Annotated in this window: 15 protein-coding genes and 1 pseudogene; 12 read left to right on the top strand and 4 right to left on the bottom strand. The window is 44.9% G+C overall.

Annotated features, from left to right (window positions below):
- Positions 1 to 47: 47 nt before the first annotated feature.
- Positions 48 to 1,097, bottom strand: a complete 1,050-nt coding sequence (gene mnmH, locus RH949_RS06850; protein ID WP_446352343.1) for a tRNA 2-selenouridine(34) synthase MnmH — start codon at positions 1,095 to 1,097, stop codon at positions 48 to 50.
- Between the two features lie 154 nt (positions 1,098 to 1,251).
- Here mnmH and RH949_RS06845 point away from each other — a divergent pair, with 154 nt between their 5' ends.
- From RH949_RS06845 to RH949_RS06820, 6 genes are all read left to right on the top strand, one after another.
- Positions 1,252 to 2,895, top strand: coding sequence for an adenylate/guanylate cyclase domain-containing protein (locus RH949_RS06845; protein WP_446352329.1), 1,644 nt, complete (start codon positions 1,252 to 1,254; stop codon positions 2,893 to 2,895).
- Between the two features lie 108 nt (positions 2,896 to 3,003).
- Entirely contained in the window at positions 3,004 to 4,038 is a 1,035-nt protein-coding gene (locus tag RH949_RS06840; protein WP_446352328.1) for a tetratricopeptide repeat protein, read from the top strand.
- Between the two features lie 193 nt (positions 4,039 to 4,231).
- Positions 4,232 to 4,675, top strand: a complete 444-nt coding sequence (locus tag RH949_RS06835) for a hypothetical protein (protein ID WP_006102125.1) — start codon at positions 4,232 to 4,234, stop codon at positions 4,673 to 4,675.
- Complete coding sequence (locus RH949_RS06830) at positions 4,561 to 4,923, top strand: hypothetical protein (protein ID WP_446352327.1); 363 nt, start codon at positions 4,561 to 4,563, stop codon at positions 4,921 to 4,923. Before RH949_RS06835 ends, RH949_RS06830 begins: the two co-directional genes overlap by 115 nt.
- 136 nt (positions 4,924 to 5,059) lie before the next feature.
- The gene (locus tag RH949_RS06825; RefSeq protein ID WP_446352326.1) at positions 5,060 to 6,712 is read left to right on the top strand and encodes an endonuclease/exonuclease/phosphatase family protein; all 1,653 of its coding nucleotides are present in this window, start codon (positions 5,060 to 5,062) and stop codon (positions 6,710 to 6,712) included.
- A gap of 329 nt (positions 6,713 to 7,041) precedes the next feature.
- Positions 7,042 to 7,773 carry a hypothetical protein gene (locus tag RH949_RS06820; protein WP_446352325.1) on the top strand — a complete coding sequence of 244 codons (732 nt, stop codon included), beginning with the start codon at positions 7,042 to 7,044 and terminating at the stop codon, positions 7,771 to 7,773.
- Here the strand turns inward: RH949_RS06820 and RH949_RS06815 are convergent.
- Positions 7,770 to 7,965, bottom strand: a pseudogene (locus RH949_RS06815) (transposase). The gene RH949_RS06820 and the pseudogene RH949_RS06815 overlap by 4 nt on opposite strands.
- A gap of 58 nt (positions 7,966 to 8,023) precedes the next feature.
- Between RH949_RS06815 and RH949_RS06810 the strand changes: the two are divergent.
- From RH949_RS06810 to RH949_RS06800, 3 genes are all read left to right on the top strand, one after another.
- Positions 8,024 to 9,253 (top strand): RNA-guided endonuclease InsQ/TnpB family protein, encoded by a 1,230-nt coding sequence (locus RH949_RS06810; RefSeq protein WP_044205146.1) that lies wholly within the window; start codon positions 8,024 to 8,026, stop codon positions 9,251 to 9,253.
- 3 nt (positions 9,254 to 9,256) lie between these two features.
- Positions 9,257 to 10,366, top strand: coding sequence for a lamin tail domain-containing protein (locus RH949_RS06805; RefSeq protein ID WP_446352324.1), 1,110 nt, complete (start codon positions 9,257 to 9,259; stop codon positions 10,364 to 10,366).
- Between the two features lie 156 nt (positions 10,367 to 10,522).
- On the top strand, positions 10,523 to 11,995 hold the full coding sequence (locus RH949_RS06800) for an alpha-amylase (RefSeq protein WP_446352323.1): 1,473 nt from the start codon (positions 10,523 to 10,525) through the stop codon (positions 11,993 to 11,995).
- A gap of 113 nt (positions 11,996 to 12,108) precedes the next feature.
- Here RH949_RS06800 and RH949_RS06795 read toward each other — a convergent pair whose 3' ends face one another.
- Complete coding sequence (locus RH949_RS06795) at positions 12,109 to 13,011, bottom strand: Rpn family recombination-promoting nuclease/putative transposase (protein WP_446352322.1); 903 nt, start codon at positions 13,009 to 13,011, stop codon at positions 12,109 to 12,111.
- A gap of 391 nt (positions 13,012 to 13,402) precedes the next feature.
- Here RH949_RS06795 and RH949_RS06790 point away from each other — a divergent pair, with 391 nt between their 5' ends.
- Positions 13,403 to 14,002, top strand: a complete 600-nt coding sequence (locus RH949_RS06790) for a DJ-1/PfpI family protein (RefSeq protein WP_446352321.1) — start codon at positions 13,403 to 13,405, stop codon at positions 14,000 to 14,002.
- A 147-nt stretch (positions 14,003 to 14,149) separates the two neighbouring features.
- Here the strand turns inward: RH949_RS06790 and RH949_RS06785 are convergent, their stop codons facing one another.
- The gene (locus RH949_RS06785) at positions 14,150 to 15,124 is read right to left on the bottom strand and encodes an AEC family transporter (protein WP_006102144.1); all 975 of its coding nucleotides are present in this window, start codon (positions 15,122 to 15,124) and stop codon (positions 14,150 to 14,152) included.
- Positions 15,125 to 15,298: 174 nt separating this feature from the next.
- Between RH949_RS06785 and RH949_RS06780 the strand changes: the two genes are divergently transcribed.
- Complete coding sequence (locus RH949_RS06780) at positions 15,299 to 16,186, top strand: M15 family metallopeptidase (RefSeq protein ID WP_446352320.1); 888 nt, start codon at positions 15,299 to 15,301, stop codon at positions 16,184 to 16,186.
- 231 nt (positions 16,187 to 16,417) lie between these two features.
- Positions 16,418 to 17,101 carry a hypothetical protein gene (locus RH949_RS06775; RefSeq protein WP_044208302.1) on the top strand — a complete coding sequence of 228 codons (684 nt, stop codon included), beginning with the start codon at positions 16,418 to 16,420 and terminating at the stop codon, positions 17,099 to 17,101.
- Positions 17,102 to 17,293 lie beyond the last annotated feature (192 nt).

The raw sequence follows: 17,293 nt of genomic DNA, 5'->3' as shown, positions 1-17,293 counted from the left end.
TATTTAATATATTTTATGCGATCCCTGACATACTTCCCTATCTGCCCTCATGACTCAAACGGCTCAAGCAACGCTTCTACGGTAGTATCCGATACCTCATCAATCTCTATAATACGTGAGGCTTCTTGGTACAGATGCCCAATGGAACGACGGTAGGCTGGATCATAGTGGTTACTCAGCAATTCTCCGACTAATGTATGCCATTGTTCGGTGTCAATTAGATGATACCAGTGCCGAATTGTTTGCCCACCGTAGCGCGATTTCAAATAGACTAGCTTGCGTTTCAATACGTCGGGATGGCTGATGAAGTGGGGATACTCGTGCAGCAGCCGTTCGATTCTTATCCCTTGGGGAAGTTGAATTTCTATACAGTTCGCCTGCTTCATCTGTTGCCAAAGGGAGGGGGGCAAATAACGCTGTCCAATTTTATTGCTTTCGGCTTCTACCCAAATCGGCTGACTGGCGTCAAAGCGTTGTAATGCCAACAGCAGTAAGGATTCAAACTGTTTTTGCGACGGTTGAGGGGTTGGTTTATCGTGCCACTGTTGACCGAGTAGGGAACCGCGATGATTTGCCAAACCTTCTAAATCAAGGACTTGGACGCCGCGTTGCGCTAACTGGTGTAAAATATAGGTTTTCCCGCTACCTGTGAAACCGGATAACACCTGAAATGTAAACTGGGGCGGTAACGTTTCGAGTTGCTGGCGCACATAAGTGCGGTAGGTTTTATAGCCCCCTTCTAGAACAGTCACTCGCCAGCCAATTTGATTTAAGACGCCAGCCAGACTATGAGAACGTTGACCCCCACGCCAGCAGTACACCAGAGGATGATAGTCTTTGTCTTTAGCGGCAAAGTGAGACTCAAGATGTTGAGCAATGTTACGAGCAACCAGGGCGGCACCCAGTTTCCGGGCTTGGAAGGGGGAGACTTGTTTGTAAAGGGTTCCCACTTTCGCCCGTTGTTCGTCATCGAGGATGGGTAGGTTGATCGCTTGGGGCAGATGATCCTCAGCAAACTCACTGGGGCTGCGAACATCAATAATCTCAGTATAGGTTTCTAGCCAGGGTGCTTGAGTGTATGTGAGCGATCGCGCCATGCTGATTTGTCTAGAGTGATGGATAAAGTCCCGATTGCCAACCTTTTCTAGTGTATCGGAAGCCTCAGGTGGGAGATTGACCACAAGCGACTGGGAGCAACTTCCCAGCATTCGCTATCTTAAATGAAATGATCATTAAGGGTGAGGATGGGGCGTGTCTTACTTAATTTACGATCCCGATACTCCTAATCAAAAAGTTTATACCTTGGAGTCGGGGATTAATACCATCGGGCGTGAAGACGATAACACAATTGTCGTACTTCATGGGTATCTCTCTCGTCACCATGCCCAAATCGTTATTTGCTCAGACTCAGACAGTGCCACACTGACGGATTTGCAAAGTCTCAATGGCACGTTTGTTAACGAGTGTAAAATTGAGGAATGTCAAATTAAACATGGAGACTTAATTCGCTTCGGTAGCGTGTTTTTCAGATTTGTGAAAACCCTGCCCTCGCCTCAAGAGAAACCGCTCAATGAAGACACCTCCAATCTTTCGATTCTCCGGCAAGTTTCACCGGAGAAGACGCAGATCACGATGCGAGAGTTACTGCAACCCGATAAAGCTGAACATTCGGTTCTGAAACTCCGCAACCAAGATGCTCATCAGCGATCCGTTAATAAATTACAAATTTTGCTAGAGGTGAGTAAACAGCTTTCCTCTCCTGAAGAACCGGATCGACTGATGCAAAAAATTTTGGATCTATTGTTTGAGATCATGCAGGTAGATCGGGCAGCGATTTTGATGGTTGATGAACAGACCGGAAAATTGGAACAGAAAGCGGTGAAACTGCAATCTGATTATCAAGATAATACTCAGTTTTACAGCAAACGGATTGCTAATTTTGTTCGCAAGCAAGGCAATGGCATCTTAACGGATGATGCCCGAATTGACACCTTGTTTAATGATTCCGTCTCGATTCTAAAACAAGGGATTCACGCCGCGATGTGTGTTCCGCTCAAACCGAGAGATACGGTTATCGGTGTTTTGTACGTGGATAACTTATCGATGACGCATCTCTATTCTGAGGAAGACTTGGAGTTCTTAACCTGTCTGGCAAACCAAGCCGCGATCGCGATCGAGAATTCTCGCCTTTATACCCAGATGGAGGCGGAGGCGGTGATGCGAGATAAATTGGAACGATTCTTTCCGCGAACGGTGAGTCGTAAGCTGCGGGAGGAAGGCAATTTAGAAATTGTTGATACGGAAGTAACAGCGCTGTTTGCGGATATTAGTAACTTTACTAAAATGTCCTCCCAAATGGAACCTCGGCAAATTATTGAAATGCTGAATGAGTATTTTCAGGTGATGGTTGAGGAGATTGTTTTCCCCTATGAAGGAACATTAGAAAAATATATTGGTGATGCATTGCTAGCGGTTTGGGGCGCTCCCTATCGCAAACCCAATGATGTCGATTTAGCTGTAAAAGCGGCGATTGATATGCAATGGGCAGTTCGTCGTTTAAATCAAGTATGGATTCAACGCAAAAGACGACCGATTCAAATTCACATCGGCTTAAATACGGGGAATGTGGCGGCGGGAAATATCGGTTCGGCAAAACTGATTCAATATGCCACGATTGGTGATACCACGAATGTGACCAGTCGGATTTGTAATTTAGCCAAACCCAATGAAATTTTAATCGCTCAAAGTACCTTAGATAAACTTAATGACCGAACCATTCCTGTGGAAAAGATGCCGCCAATGCGAGTGAAGGGAAAAGCTAAACCGTTAGATCTATATCGAGTTTTGTGGTATAAAATAAATCAGGAAAAGGTAATGCAAAACGGAGATAAGTAGATACAGCAGTTTGCTCTGCTATGCGGTACATGATTGAATATTTAACAAAATTCCTTTAAACTCTAAAATTGATTGGGACTGTATTCCAGAATCAATGGGGGTTGTACATTGAAGCGTCTTGCCAAAATCCTTAAATCAATCGGCGTTGTTTTCGGTTTTATCGTCAGCAGTTTTGGACTAATGATAATTTTAGGCTTAATTTTACCTGCTGTTTTGGAATACAAGCGAAATCTGGCAATTAATTATAATCGACAAGCCGAAACGCTGTATCAGGCAAGACAGTATGAGCAGGCAATTGAGATTTACAACAAAGCGATTCAAGCTTATCCAAATTTGGCGTTGTCATACTACAATCGTGGCAATTGCTTTTTTGTCTTAAATGACTATCAAGAAGTCTTGCAAAACTATAATGATGCGCTGAAACTGAATCCTAGCTATCCACAAGCCTATAATAACCGAGGAAATACGTACTATTTACTAGGGGATTATCATCAAGCGATCGCGGATTATACGCAAGCGGTTAAATGTAATCCTAAGTATGAGCGGGCTTACTATAATCGCGGCAATGCTTACTATAATTTAAGCGAGTATAAACAAGCGCTGTTAGACTTTAGTTATGCCATTCAACTCAATCCTGATTATGCTGAAAGTTATAATAATTTAGGGAATACCTATATAGCCTTAAATCAATATCAACAAGCGATTGACAGCTACGATAAAGCGATCGCGATCAATCCCAACTATGCTCAAGCCTATAATAATCGCGGCAATAGCTACTACTATTTAAATAACGTCGTGCAAGCCATTAGCAACTATGCCAAAGCCATTACGCTGGATAGTCAAAATCATGAAGCCTATAATAATCGCGGCAATGCTTACTATGCCCTACAAAAATATAAAGAGGCACTCAAGAATTACGACCAAGCTTTAACCCTTTGTCCGAATCATATTGAATCCTATTATAATCGCGGCTTAGTTCAGATTAAACTGAAGCAAAAACAAAAGGCGATCGCGGATTTGCAGCAAGCGGTTCAATTGGCGCAGCAGCAAGGAAATCAGTTATTGCTAGGCGTGATTAAAGACGCCGTTGAGAAACTGCAAATGAATCAAGAAATTCCCAATGTTTTACCAAGTCAAAGCTAATTTTTTGTCCCCCGGATGTGACTAAACCCGCCCGTTAAATGTTTAAAGCCTAAATTTAAAGCGAGTAAGAGAGAGAAATGAGTGTATTCAAGCCATCTGCTGGCAATATCAAGCGAGGAACTTAGTCTTTCCACCCTTAACCTATGTCCCATACAATGCTTATCGTAATCGTCTTTATTCTCCCGATGAATTAATGGGCGATTATCAAGTTGGGGTAACAGGAAGCTATGGTCATACCCTGGATGGTCGAGTCTATGACCATTATGTCAACAATGGCAAAGATCACCCCGCCAGTATTCTAGAAACCCTCGCCCAACGGTTACATGATCATGCGATTACCGATGCTTTAGAAGAACTGATTGATGGGCGAAATGTTGTGGCAATTATGGGCGGACATTCTCTGAAACGGAGTGATCCCAACTATATAAAAGTGGCGCAAATTTCTGGAGAATTGACCCGTCGCGGCTATTTAATGACCAGTGGTGGCGGACCCGGTGCCATGGAAGCCACCCATTTAGGGGCATGGTTTGCCTATCGTTCCCAGGTGGAATTAGAGGATGCGGTGGAGATTCTAGCGGCTTCTTTGCCAATAGTGTCCGGGAAGAAGGATTACTCGCGATCGCGAAATATGGGGTAATCTATTCTCCAGGGAGTGCCGGAACCATTCAAGAAATCTTCCAAGACGCTTGTCAGAACCATTACAACTCCTTTGGTGTGGTGAGTCCGATGATTTTCTTAGGCGAAGATTACTGGAAATGTAAAAAACCCGTGTTTCCGTTATTGGCGCAATTAGCGGCGGGGAGAGAATACAGTTCACTGTTGGCGATTACCGATTCCGTAGATGAGGTGATTCAACAAATTGAACAATTTGCCGCCACATTATAACTAATTTTGTGTTCAATATCGGTAGGGGCGACCCGCTGCATCAATTAACAACACTCGTCCATTCAATTAACTCGGGTCGCCCTATCTCCACTTTCGGTAACAGAGACTATTTCTTTGCCGTTTATTCAAAAACAACATGACCAATTCAACCCATTCCATTCCGCCCGTCGATTTAGTCATCGTCATCGACACCAGTCCCTCAATGCGAGATGAAGCCCAAGCCCTAAGTCAAGCCGCCGCAGCTGCAATTAAAGCCGCCAGTTCTAGCTGTCCGTCCGATTTACGAACCGAATGGTTTGGCATCGAAGGGACTTGGAAAAATACCAATTTTAGCCGCCGAATTCGCGACTATCTAATCCAAGAGTGCAACGCGCCGGAAACTGAAATTCAGGCAAGAAAACGGGGAGAACTCAAAGATGCAGGCGCCCAAGAAGACGCCGCCCGTACCATTGAAGATATTGCCAATCACTTTAACTGGCGCGAGGATGCCGCCCGGGCAATCTTTTACATCGGGGATGAAGCCTTAGAAGCCGGAGGTTCTCAAACCACCCAAGAGGATATTGAAGCCGCTAATCGCGCCATATCCCAGGCAAAAGCTGCTAATGTCACGATTCACACGTATTTGGGTAAATCGAAGAGTAAGTATCGAGACAGTATTCAAAGCGAATATGCCAGAGTCGCCTCAGAAACTGGGGGACAAGCCTTTACTGAACAAGACACCCTCAAAGGCTTTGAAGCTGTTCTAGAAAAAGTCATTTGTGGCAGTTGTGCATCGCAACCAGAAACACCCTCAAAACGTCCAATTCGCCAGAAAACACTGAACGTTGGCACATTTAACCTTTATAATCTGGTTCTGCCCAATGTCACCTATTACGAAACCAATAAATATAGCCCAGAACTTTATCAGCGCAAAAAAACCTGGATTGCCCGTCAAATCGAACAAATGGACGCCGATATTATCGGGTTCCAGGAACTGTTTCACGAGGAAGCCTTGCGGGAAATCCTCACCGAAACCCCAGACTGTGCCAATGCTAATCTAATTACCGCCAATCCCACCGGGGACAAACCAACTGTCGCGTTGCTGTCGAAAGTTCCGGTTCTCAACCACCAAATCTTCACCGAATTCCCCGAAAAGGCACGTCTAGACATAGAAGGGACAGCCATTCCTCTGCATAGCTTTTCCCGTCCCCTGTTATCGGTTGATCTTGCCTTAAGTGATACGGTTGAATGTACTGTATTTGTGGCTCATCTTAAGTCTAAACGCCCTATCATACCTGAAGATGCCGATCGCAGTGACCCCATGGAAAAAGCCAAGGGACAAGCCCGGGCGTTACTGCGTCGGGCGGCTGAAGCCACAGCGTTACGGGTGATTCTCATGGAAACGCTGCAAAACCGCAAACGTCCAGTCATTGTGATCGGGGATTTAAATGATAGTGGTTTAGCCGTAACCAGTAAAATTATCTCCGGTGAACCCCCTTGGGAAAAACTAAGATTTGCCCAAAAGCAGGAAATCTGGGACGTACTGCTTTATAGTGTCAAGGACATTCAGGCGCGTCAGAGTTACGGTGATTTCTACTACACCCATATCTACAACGGGTACTACGAGAGTTTGGATCATATTATGGTAAGTGAAGAATTGGTGGCACAAAATCCGGATCGCATCGGTAAGGTGACGTATGTTTCTGTTTATAATGATCATCTCATCGATGAAACCTTGAGTTACGAAGACATGAAAAAATGGAAGTCAGATCACGGACAAGTTGTTGCCTCGATTCGACTGGAATCTTAAGCCAATCTTTAATTTGATTGACAAAAGGACGGCAAATAGGTTGACTCATTAATATCAATAACGGCGAAAGCCTTGTAGTGCGTTTAGCGAAGCCATGCCGCAGGCTTTGCATCTTGCTCGCTACTAATACCCAATTTAAATGCATGACAGCTTAGGTAACGTGAAACGTATTACCCGGTCAGATTTGTAGGGTGGGCAAGGCTTATAAGCCTTGAAATCCTAATATTATCGTTCTTTGTTCTTGCCCACCTCACAGTAACGTGAAACCTATTACCAGTACAGCAAGATATGAGTTGACGATTTACCCTTTATTCACGTTCAGGAGAAAAATGATGACGACTCAATCCCCACTCTCATCACAGCAACGAGTTGGAATTATTCCCGCCTTAAAAGCCGATCGCCAATCTAACACATGGCATACCGTTAAATTTGATCCCCCGTTTCCTCAGGATACCCAAGTCGCCGTTATCCCGATGACGCAAACCTATAACGGACCCGAAACGCCAGGGTTAAGGATTCGCCATGTTACCCCAGAAGGATTCGAGATTCGCTTTGATGAAATCGTCGCCCAGGGACGTTCGGCGGATGGGGCGCATCTAGATGAAGCTGTCGCTTGGATTGCCTACTCTGTATCTACCCAAAAGGATGATACACCAGGAACACCAGGAACAGGAGAAGAACCCCCCTTTCCCCCCGAATCTCTTGAGATAAACGCCGATACAATTTATCAGCTACTGTGGGAACACGATGAGAATCAATTCTCAGTGAGTCCCCGCAACAGTTCCGGCGACTGGGAAAACCCAAACGCTGATATTTTATTAGATGAACAGGTGAAAGCAGCAGGTCAACGCGAAATTGATTTAGCCACTCATCCTCTCTTCCATACAGTAAATGAAGCGAAACTATTTGACAAAGATCGCACCTATTCCAGCTTTATACAACTTTTAGCTTGTTTCGCCGGAAGCCCCACACCATACCTGTACTTCGACAGGCTCAGTAACAACTCAGGTTGGTGTGGGATGGATAGGCGGGTTGCTGTAGGAACGGAAGCAACCAATTAATCTGGCGAGTTTTGATTTTCAATGTATTTTTTTAATGCCGACACAGTTACTCCCCCGCAAGAAGCAATAAAGTAAGATCCATTCCACAGAACATCTTTGCGATAAAAGCTTTTTTCGGTACTTTGTTGTCAGTACCAGGTGGGCTTTTAAGTCCGAAACAGAACGTCCTCTAGACACAAAATCATTTTTCATCCAGAAAAAGTCCCTTAATTGGTGTATGCTAAAAGGATAACACCAATGTAAGGGACAAGTGAGAACAGCGTACCAGTACCGATTACGTCCAACCAAGCACCAAGCCACAGCACTAGACAGATGGCTATCAATGCTGTGCGCTCAGTACAACTATCTGTTGGCGGATAGGTTCAATTGGTATGAGCAGAATCGCTCTCCTGTCAATGCTTGCCCCCTTGTTTGCTATCTACCAGAACTAAGAAACAACCCAGACTATTACAGCCAAAAGAAAACCTTACCGCATCTTAAGAAGACACATCCTTGGTACAGCGAGATTCATTCTCAAGTCCTTCAAGATGTAGTTAAGCGAGTCAAGGTAACATTTGACAGGTTTCTTTTGGGTGATAGCAATGGCAAAAGAAGTGGTAGACCTCGGTTTAAGGCTCGTAACCGTTATCGCACCTTTACCTATCCTCAAATGAAGGATGGGTGTTGGCGAGGCAATCTAATTAACTTACCGAAACTTGGAAAAATCAAGGTTGTCCTGCATCGTCCTATCCCTGACGGGTTTAAAATCAAAACGGCTTCTGTTACTAAGAAAGCTGATGGTTACTACTTGACGCTTTCCTTGGAAGATAAAACAGTTCCAGAGATTAAGCCTGACTTTAACCCAGATAAAATCGCTGGGATTGATATGGGACTGAAGGAATTCTTCACAACCTCTGCAGGTGTTGTTGTCAATATTCCTCAGCATTACCGTAAAGCCCAGAAACGTTTGCGTGTTCTCCAAAAACGGGTATCACGCCGCAAAAAAGGGAGTAACGGTAGACTTAAAGCTGTTAAACAACTAGGAAGACAGCACAAGAAAGTTGCCGATAAGAGAAAAGATTTCCACTTCAAAACAGCGAATTGGCTGTTGTCAAAATATGACGTAGTAGCTCATGAAGATTTAAACGTCAAAGGTCTAGCTCGTACCCAACTGGCTAAATCTGTGCTAGATGCTGGGTGGTCAAGCTTTCTGTCGATACTGACAAATAAAGCCGAAAACGCTGGTTTATTGGTAATTGCAGTAAGCGCCCATAATACTACACAAGATTGCTCCAATTGTGGCGAGAAAGTCCCGAAAAAGCTGTTTATGCGTTGGCACAACTGCCCTTATTGTGGGTGCAGCCTTGACCGTGACCACAATGCAGCTATTAATGTCAGAAATAGAGCGGAGGGGCATCCCGTTCTTAAAGCGCAACGCCTCCTAAGCAATAGCCGGATTGGTTGCGAAGCCTACACCATACCTGTACTCAGGTTGGTGTAGGAGATGTCACATAACTACGCCATTCGTGTGGCTGAACCCGAAAAGACGGTCGAGGAAGAAGTCCAAGAACAGCAAGCGTTCTTGGCACAAATCATTAAAACAAAGCCCATGCAGCTTGCCCGGACTTATATCAATCAAAACTTGGGCGAAAGTCTTTCGGAAGAAGAATTCCGCACCAAGCTACAGCGGATCTGGTTTGAACTTTATACGAATCACTATGGCGGTAAATCGACTGAGTTTGCCTCTGGCTTTGAACATGTATTTGTCGGCGAGGGCAAGTTCGATATCCATTCGGGAAGTAAAAAAGAAAACTTTGGCAAAATTTCCGGTTATCACTCATGGGTGAAGTTTTACCTGGATGAAAAGAATCAGCGGGTCAATTATTTAGGCTACAAGTATGACTTAAAAGGAGAGGATGGTTCCCAAAATCCCAATGTTGTCACCTTGCAGATGATTAATAATGTGATTGATATGCAAGGAAACGTAATTGCCAAACTGTTTAAACCCAAAGGCGGCTTCTTCGTGGGTCCGAGTCCCGAATGTGAAATGGCAATGGCAACGGTTGCCTATTACGAAAGTGTTCACGGCAAAATTACGGACAAGCGCCGGATTACTATTAATGACGCTACCTATAATTTAGTCTTGTATCGCAGCACGAATCCCAATGGCAGTCGCGGCGAATTTATTCGTTCCTTTTTCCCCATTTTCTTGGCAATGGATGATGGCGAAACACCGGACACGGATGAACCTGTTGTTGAGCCAATTGATGAAGTGACAAACAACAATGGTGATGTGGTCATTTTCGCCACCCAACCCAACCCAGAAGGCAGTGATGAGGGGAATGAGTGGGTTGAGTTAAAGAATACCACGAGTAATCCGATTGATTTATCGGGTTGGAAACTGCAAGATAAATTAGACCGTCCCGAAGATATTAGTGGCACGCTGCAACCGCAGGAAGTCAAGCGATTTACCATTTCGCGAGCTAATTACACGACTATGCAATTGAGGAACAGTTCAGGTATTATTGCATTAATTGATTCTGCTGGAAATGAGGTGGCAATGGTCAGTTATGGTTCCGCTAGTTCGGGTGAAGTGATTCGGTTTGTGTCCTAAAGAATAGTGTTGTGTGGGGGTGGGGTTCACGCCTTGATGTTAACTGAAGCGAAAACATCTTCAATACCTTGAGACAAACCCCTGCCTAACCCTCCCCTTGTTAAGAGGAGGGAACTAATATTTTACTCATTCGCTGTAAAAAAAAAGAGGTTTCACATGTCAATCAACGGCACAATGATGCAATATTTCCACTGGTACATTGATCCCAATCTAATCCTGTGGAATGACGTTAAAACCAAGGCGCAAGAATTAGCCGATGCTGGATTCACCGCGTTATGGCTACCTCCCGCCTACAAGGGAATGGGAGGAACGTATGATGTTGGCTACGCCGTGTACGATATGTATGATCTCGGAGAATTTGATCAACATGGCACCGTTCGCACTAAATACGGCACTCGTGAGCAATATTTAGCCGCAATCAACGCCTTACACGCATCAGGAATACAAGTTTATGGGGATACTGTCTTAAATCATCGCATGGGAGGTGAAGGGACAGAAATTGCTCGTGCTACTCCCTTTAATGAATATGATCGCCTGCATCCCAAAGGCTGGACAAGGGATATTAAAGCCTATACCCATTTTAAGTTTCCAGGGCGTCAGGGGAAATATTCTAACTTTGAATGGCATTGGTGGCATTTTGATGCGGTGGATTACGACGATTTCACCAAGGAACCGAATACCCTGTATCTATTTGAAGGTAAAACTTTTGATGATTATGTGGCATTAGAAAAAGGAAACTTTGCCTATTTAATGGGATGTGATCTGGATTTCCAGAGTCAAGATGTGCGTGATGAAGTCACTCGTTGGGGTAAATGGTATCTGGATACCACAGGCGCGGATGGTTTCCGTCTGGATGCGATTAAACATATTTCATCCTGGTTTTTCCCGCAATGGTTAGATGAGATGCGGTATCATGCGGGTAAAGATTTGTTTGTGGTGGGTGAATATTGGTTAAACAATATTGACACCTTACATTGGTATATCAATGCCGTTAATGGCAAAATGTCGGTCTTTGATGTACCACTCCACTACAATTTTTATTACGCTAGCCGATCCGGTGGACATTATGACATGGGGAGTATTCTCAATGGCACTTTGATGCAGCAACGTCCCACCCATACGGTTACGTTTGTGGAAAACCATGATTCCCAACCGTTACAGTCATTAGAAGCCCCCGTAGAACCCTGGTTTAAGCCCTTAGCTTACGCGATAATTTTATTGCGCCGCGAGGGGTATCCTTGTGTCTTTTATGCCGATTATTACGGTACAGAATACGAAGATTACGGCAAAGATGGCAATCGGTACAAGATTTTTCTTCCCTCTCACCGTTGGATTATTGACAAATTACTCTATGCTCGGAAACAGTATGCTTATGGGGATCAATACGATTACTTTGATCACTACAATACAATTGGTTGGACGCGCTTAGGGGATCACGCTCATCCGAAAGCCATGGCAGTGATTATGAGTGATAGTGTGCCAGGTTACAAGTGGATGGAAGTGGGTAAACCGAATGCCAAGTTCTATGATTTAACCGAACATATAAAAGAACCCATTTACACCAATGAATGGGGATGGGCAGAATTTCGGTGTAACGGCGGTTCTGTTTCCGTTTGGGTTCAAGAATAAGCGATGAATCAATGTAGGTTGGGTGGAGCGACAGCGATACCCAACATTTCCTTGAGGTATATGGCTCATAACGTTTGCATTGGTTGGGTTTCGTACCTTAACCCAACCTACGGCTACGGCGATCGCTCTTCCAGCCAACTCGACAAATCCGCTAAACTGTTGAAGTCTAAAAAATCTTCTCCTAAGCTTTCTAAATCTTCAAGAGATAAATCTTCAATTTGGCGGCTGAGTTTCGCCGGGATATCTCCAAAACGCTTTTTAAGTTGGCGCATGATTAAGGCAAGTGCTTCAGTGAGTCGTCCTTTTTCTTCGGCATAAGTAATTCGCCCTTTCTCATCTTGCAGCATCATCCCTCGGCGATCCACAATGTCCAACTCTTCTACTGTCATATTGGCTTGATTAGCCAGTTGTAAAGCAAATTCTATTTCCGATACTTCTGCCAAACTCTTAGGAATACTATCTAAACTTGCCGCCTCCTTCAGAAAATAAATCCATTTATCTGCCAAAGTACGTGCCTCAGACAGCGTTTTCTTGAATTTCGGTAATTCTACAAAAATTAGCCGCAGTTCATTTCCCAATATTTTAAACTTATCTTCTTCCTCATGAAAGGAAAATTTGCTGATTATTTTATCCGTATCTAAAAACAAGGTAAAATCCGTAATCGTCACCGCTATTGCTGGATTGATCAGCGGATAATCTTCTCCTTTTGCCAACTGGTTACTATAGGATTTTGCCAGATTATATGCCACTCGCTTATTAAACGCCGCCATGGAAGCGACTTGCATTTCTATGATCACAATCGAGCCGTCAGCCAACACCGCTTTTACATCTAAATAGGTTTCTTTTAAGCTAATCACCTGACCGGGATTATAGGGATTGACAATCGTTAAGGATTGAATCACTTTCTCACCGTCATAAATTATGGCATTTAGAAAGCTGATTAAAATTTCTTGACTTTGTTCAGAGCCGAATATTTTTTTAAATGCATAATCAATCTTGGGACTGATAAATCTCATTAGTCTCTCCTGTTTAAACCTGAAAAGATAGAAGATGTTTGAATCGTAACACAAAAACTCCTTGCATCTTACCTTTACTCCGCCTAAAGTCCAAAGTAAAAGCGCACTGCTAAGTAGGTGAACACAATTAAAGTTAACTGTTGAGATTAGGGAACAGGGAACAGGGAACAGGGAATAGTAAGGGTTTGGGGGCTATTTACAAAACTTAATACAGTGTCGTTTTCCTTTGTCCGACTACTACCGAATTGACACCAATGATTTTACTTCGCAGAGGGGGTGCGATCGCACACCGCAACAGGACACCCCTTTTAGGGGAGTAGATTCAACGCTAGGATCAAGGATAATCATCATTGGAAGCGATCGCGTTGATGTATATCGAGGACTAAAAACCATGAGTGGAAAAAAGATTTTAATGGTCGTTGGTGATTTCGTCGAAGACTACGAGGTCATGGTGCCATTTCAGGCATTGCAAATGGTGGGACATACTGTTCATGCCGTTTGTCCTGATAAAAAGGCTGGAGACACCGTAAAAACGGCGGTTCACGATTTTGAAGGGGATCAAACCTACAGTGAAAAACCCGGTCATAACTTCGCCTTGAATGCCACATTCAGTGAGATAGTAGCCGCCGATTATGATGCCTTGGTGATTCCCGGTGGACGTGCCCCGGAATATATCCGCCTAAATGAGAGGGTTCTAGAAATAACCCGCCACTTTGCCCAAGCCAATAAACCCATCGCCTCTATTTGTCATGGATTGCAGGTTTTAGCCGCCGCTGGTGTGCTAGAAGGAAAAAGCTGTACCGCGTATCCAGCTTGTGGACCCGATGTAAAATCAGCAGGCGGATTATATACCAACATTCCGGTTAATGAAGCCATGGTTGATGATAATTTAGTCACCGCCCCCGCTTGGCCCGCACACCCGGCTTGGTTAGCCGAGTTTCTGAAATTGTTGGGGACAAAAATTGAACATCAACAGATGGCGGCGGTTTAACTGAGGAGCAATAACACTGAAAAGCGTGCAGGTTTGGATTGTCGAAACCCTTGCTATACCCCTATTTTTAAGCTTGCCAGCCCAGTAGGGTGGGCATTGCCCACCAGCCAAAATTTCACACTTGAGAACGAGGCTAACGAGGCTAGGCTACGCCCCAAATAAAAGTAACCAAATCGGTAAGGTAAGTAAAAGTCCTATCGAACCAACCGCCAGTGCTGTCACGGTTAACTCGCGATCAAGTTCATAAACTTCCGCGATGACTAAGGTGGCAAAGGCTGGCGGCATTGCCATTTGCAGGACGATCGCTAATTGCGGCTTACCAACTATGCCAAACTGTGATAACGCTATCCCTAACACTAAGGGGAGCAGTAACATTTTAATGCCCAGACCCACCCCCGCTTGTTTAACTTTGCGCCAAGACGCCAACTGACTCAAGCGCATACCAATCAGAACCAGTGAAAGCGCGATCGCACTCCAGGCAAATTTTTCCATTCCCTCTTCTAGCCATCCTGGTAACGGAACCTGACGCAACCCCAATCCGATGCCCATACTCCACAGCGCCGGATTAATCACCAGCGATCGCACTAACTGCCCATGACTCTTCTCACCCTGACCAAAACGTGCCGCTAACACTACCCCTAAACCATAAGCACCCAGTAAAGTTCCCAGCATGTCATAAAATAGCGCCCAACCAAAATAGTTTTTTCCCAACAAGGTTAGATTAACGGGAAACCCCAAATACCCTGTATTTCCTACCATCGACGCCAGCAAGAAACTCCCTTGAGTCGGTTTAGTCCACCCAGATGGAGTATCATTTGTCAAGCCTTTATTCGCGGCAAACTTCCCCCCACCCTTAATCCAAAACCAAGCCAATCCTGCACCCAACAAAATCGCCACCCAAGCCGCGATCGGGGCAATCCAAATCTTTCCCGATAGATCTGCACCCCGCAGAAACGTAATAATACTGATAGGAACTCCAATCCAGAACAGAAATTGACCAATAAACGTTGGTATCCACCGGGGCATCAAACGTCCCAACACCCATCCGAGTAGCACACCACCCCCTAGCTGGAGGTAAAGTTGGAACAAGGGTCGTAAACGCTCTGGATCTAAGCTGGGCATTAGAGAATGATCAAACAGACAACGGTTTTGATGATAAGTCAGTCTCCCAGAAAAGAAATTGGCACAAATTACAGAACGGAAAAACTTATACTATAGAGTTCACTGCTACCTTCTTCCAGTTGGAATAGGTTCCCCTTTCCCCGTTCAAGAATTAGCACCTTCAGGAGTGGAGTTTTGAAGACCCCCGATTTTCCCGGAGAACCCGTCAACCTATCCGAATCAACAGAGGAGGATATTCCCGTAGCCGTAAGGGATACGCCCGACACCCGACGGCGATCGCGGTTGCAGCCATTTCTAATTATCCTGGCAGTATTAGGAGGCGGCGCGATCGTTTTGGGGCTAATCTTATCCTCATCCACCTCCCAATCTCCCCAAACGATTACCGCTTCCCCCCAACCCACGACAACAGATACCTCCACCTCAACAACTCCGGAGGAAAGTGAGAGTGAGAGTGAGAACGACGTTGATAATCTTCTGGGACACCTCCCCTACGAAGAAGCTCCTCTATCCGAACTCGAACCCATTACCTCAGATGGTCGCATTCAACTCCGGGAAGCGGCGGCGAAGAAATTTAAAGCGATGAGGGCAGCCGCTCAAGCCGATAGCATCGTATTAGTCGCAATATCCGGCTATCGTACTCAGCAACAACAGCAGCATCTCTTTTTTGACATCAAAGCACAACGGGGACAAGTGGCGACACAACGGGCTGAAGTCAGTGCGCCTCCCGGTTACAGCGAACATCACACCGGTTATGCCGTCGATATTGGCGATGGCAGAACACCCGCCACAAATCTGAACACCAATTTTGAGAATACAGCGGCGTTTAAGTGGCTGGAAGAGAATGCCGCGTACTATAGCTTTGAGTTATCCTTTCCCAAAGGAAATCCCCAAGGTGTGAGTTATGAACCATGGCACTGGCGCTTTGTTGGTGATCCAGATAGTTTAGAAACCTTCTACAAAGCCCAAAATTTGGATCGTCCTGATTTGGAACCGTCTCCTTCGTCCTCAGAACCAGAGGATGAGTCTAGTACCAGGGAACAGGCAACAGGCAACAGGGAATAGATAACAGGGAAAGGTTGTTGTAGTGCGAGCGTCTCGCTCGCTATTTTGGTCTCGCTCGCTATTTTGTATAGTTTTTTATCCCCAGAGGGAACAGGATGGAACAAGAGATTGAAATACTAAAACGTATAATTAATGTTAATATTCCACTATCACTAAAAGTTTACTTTGTCAATAGCAAACTGTTAAAAATTCAAAATTAACCCTCAACAAAACGCACTTTTATATCAAATGATGCAGCAAACCACTCTCAATGTAATTGCCATTGGTATCTTTGGCATGACCCTTTCCGCCCTACTGACTCCAATTTTTAATATTCCGCCAGCGATTCCCGCCTTGGCAACATTTGGAATTTTAGGATTAGTTACGGTAGACAGTCTCAGCTTTCAAGGTAAAGGCACAACGGTACTATTAGATTGGTTAGCCCAGAGGCGCAGTGACTATCGCGATCGCATTCTGCACCATGAAGCGGGTCATTTCCTGGTGGCTTACCTTTTGGGGATTCCGATCGCGGGTTATACGCTGACAGCCTGGGAAGCCTTGAAGCAGGGACAACCGGGTTTAGGTGGCGTGCAATTTGATACTCAGCAACTCTCACCGAATCCCCTTGCCATTGGCGAAATGCGATTGACTCTGGATCGATTCTGTACGGTTTGGATGGCAGGAATTGCGGCAGAAACCCTGGTTTATGGTGAAGCGGAAGGCGGAATCGACGATTGCCAAAAATTAAAAGAGGCGTTGAGATTATTTGAACGTCCGGTTGGTGAATTTACCACCAAACAGCGTTGGGCGATGCTGCAAGCTCAAACGATGTTACAGGATAACTGGGAGGCTTACGAAGCCCTGATCAAAGCTATGGCAGAACGGACATCCGTAGGCGACTGCTATCGCCTGATTCAAGATCATTACCACAGTTGAGCAGGGGGAGCTGGGGAAGCTGGGGTTCACTAACAGTCCGTAAATATCTAGACAATTAGTGACATAACTGGACATTTTCTATGATATAATCAGGAAATGTCTAGTTTAACTGCCCAAGAAGCGGCTACTCGACTAGGTGTGACGGTCTTGCACGTTGCACCGATGGCAACTCAACGGCTCTCATTCGATCTT

The organism is Coleofasciculus sp. A1-SPW-01 (assembly GCF_040217205.1).
Classification (GTDB): Bacteria; Cyanobacteriota; Cyanobacteriia; order Cyanobacteriales; family Coleofasciculaceae; genus Coleofasciculus; species Coleofasciculus chthonoplastes_A.
The sequence above is the reverse complement of the archived record's forward strand: the minus strand, read 5'-3'. Positions and strand labels throughout refer to the sequence as shown.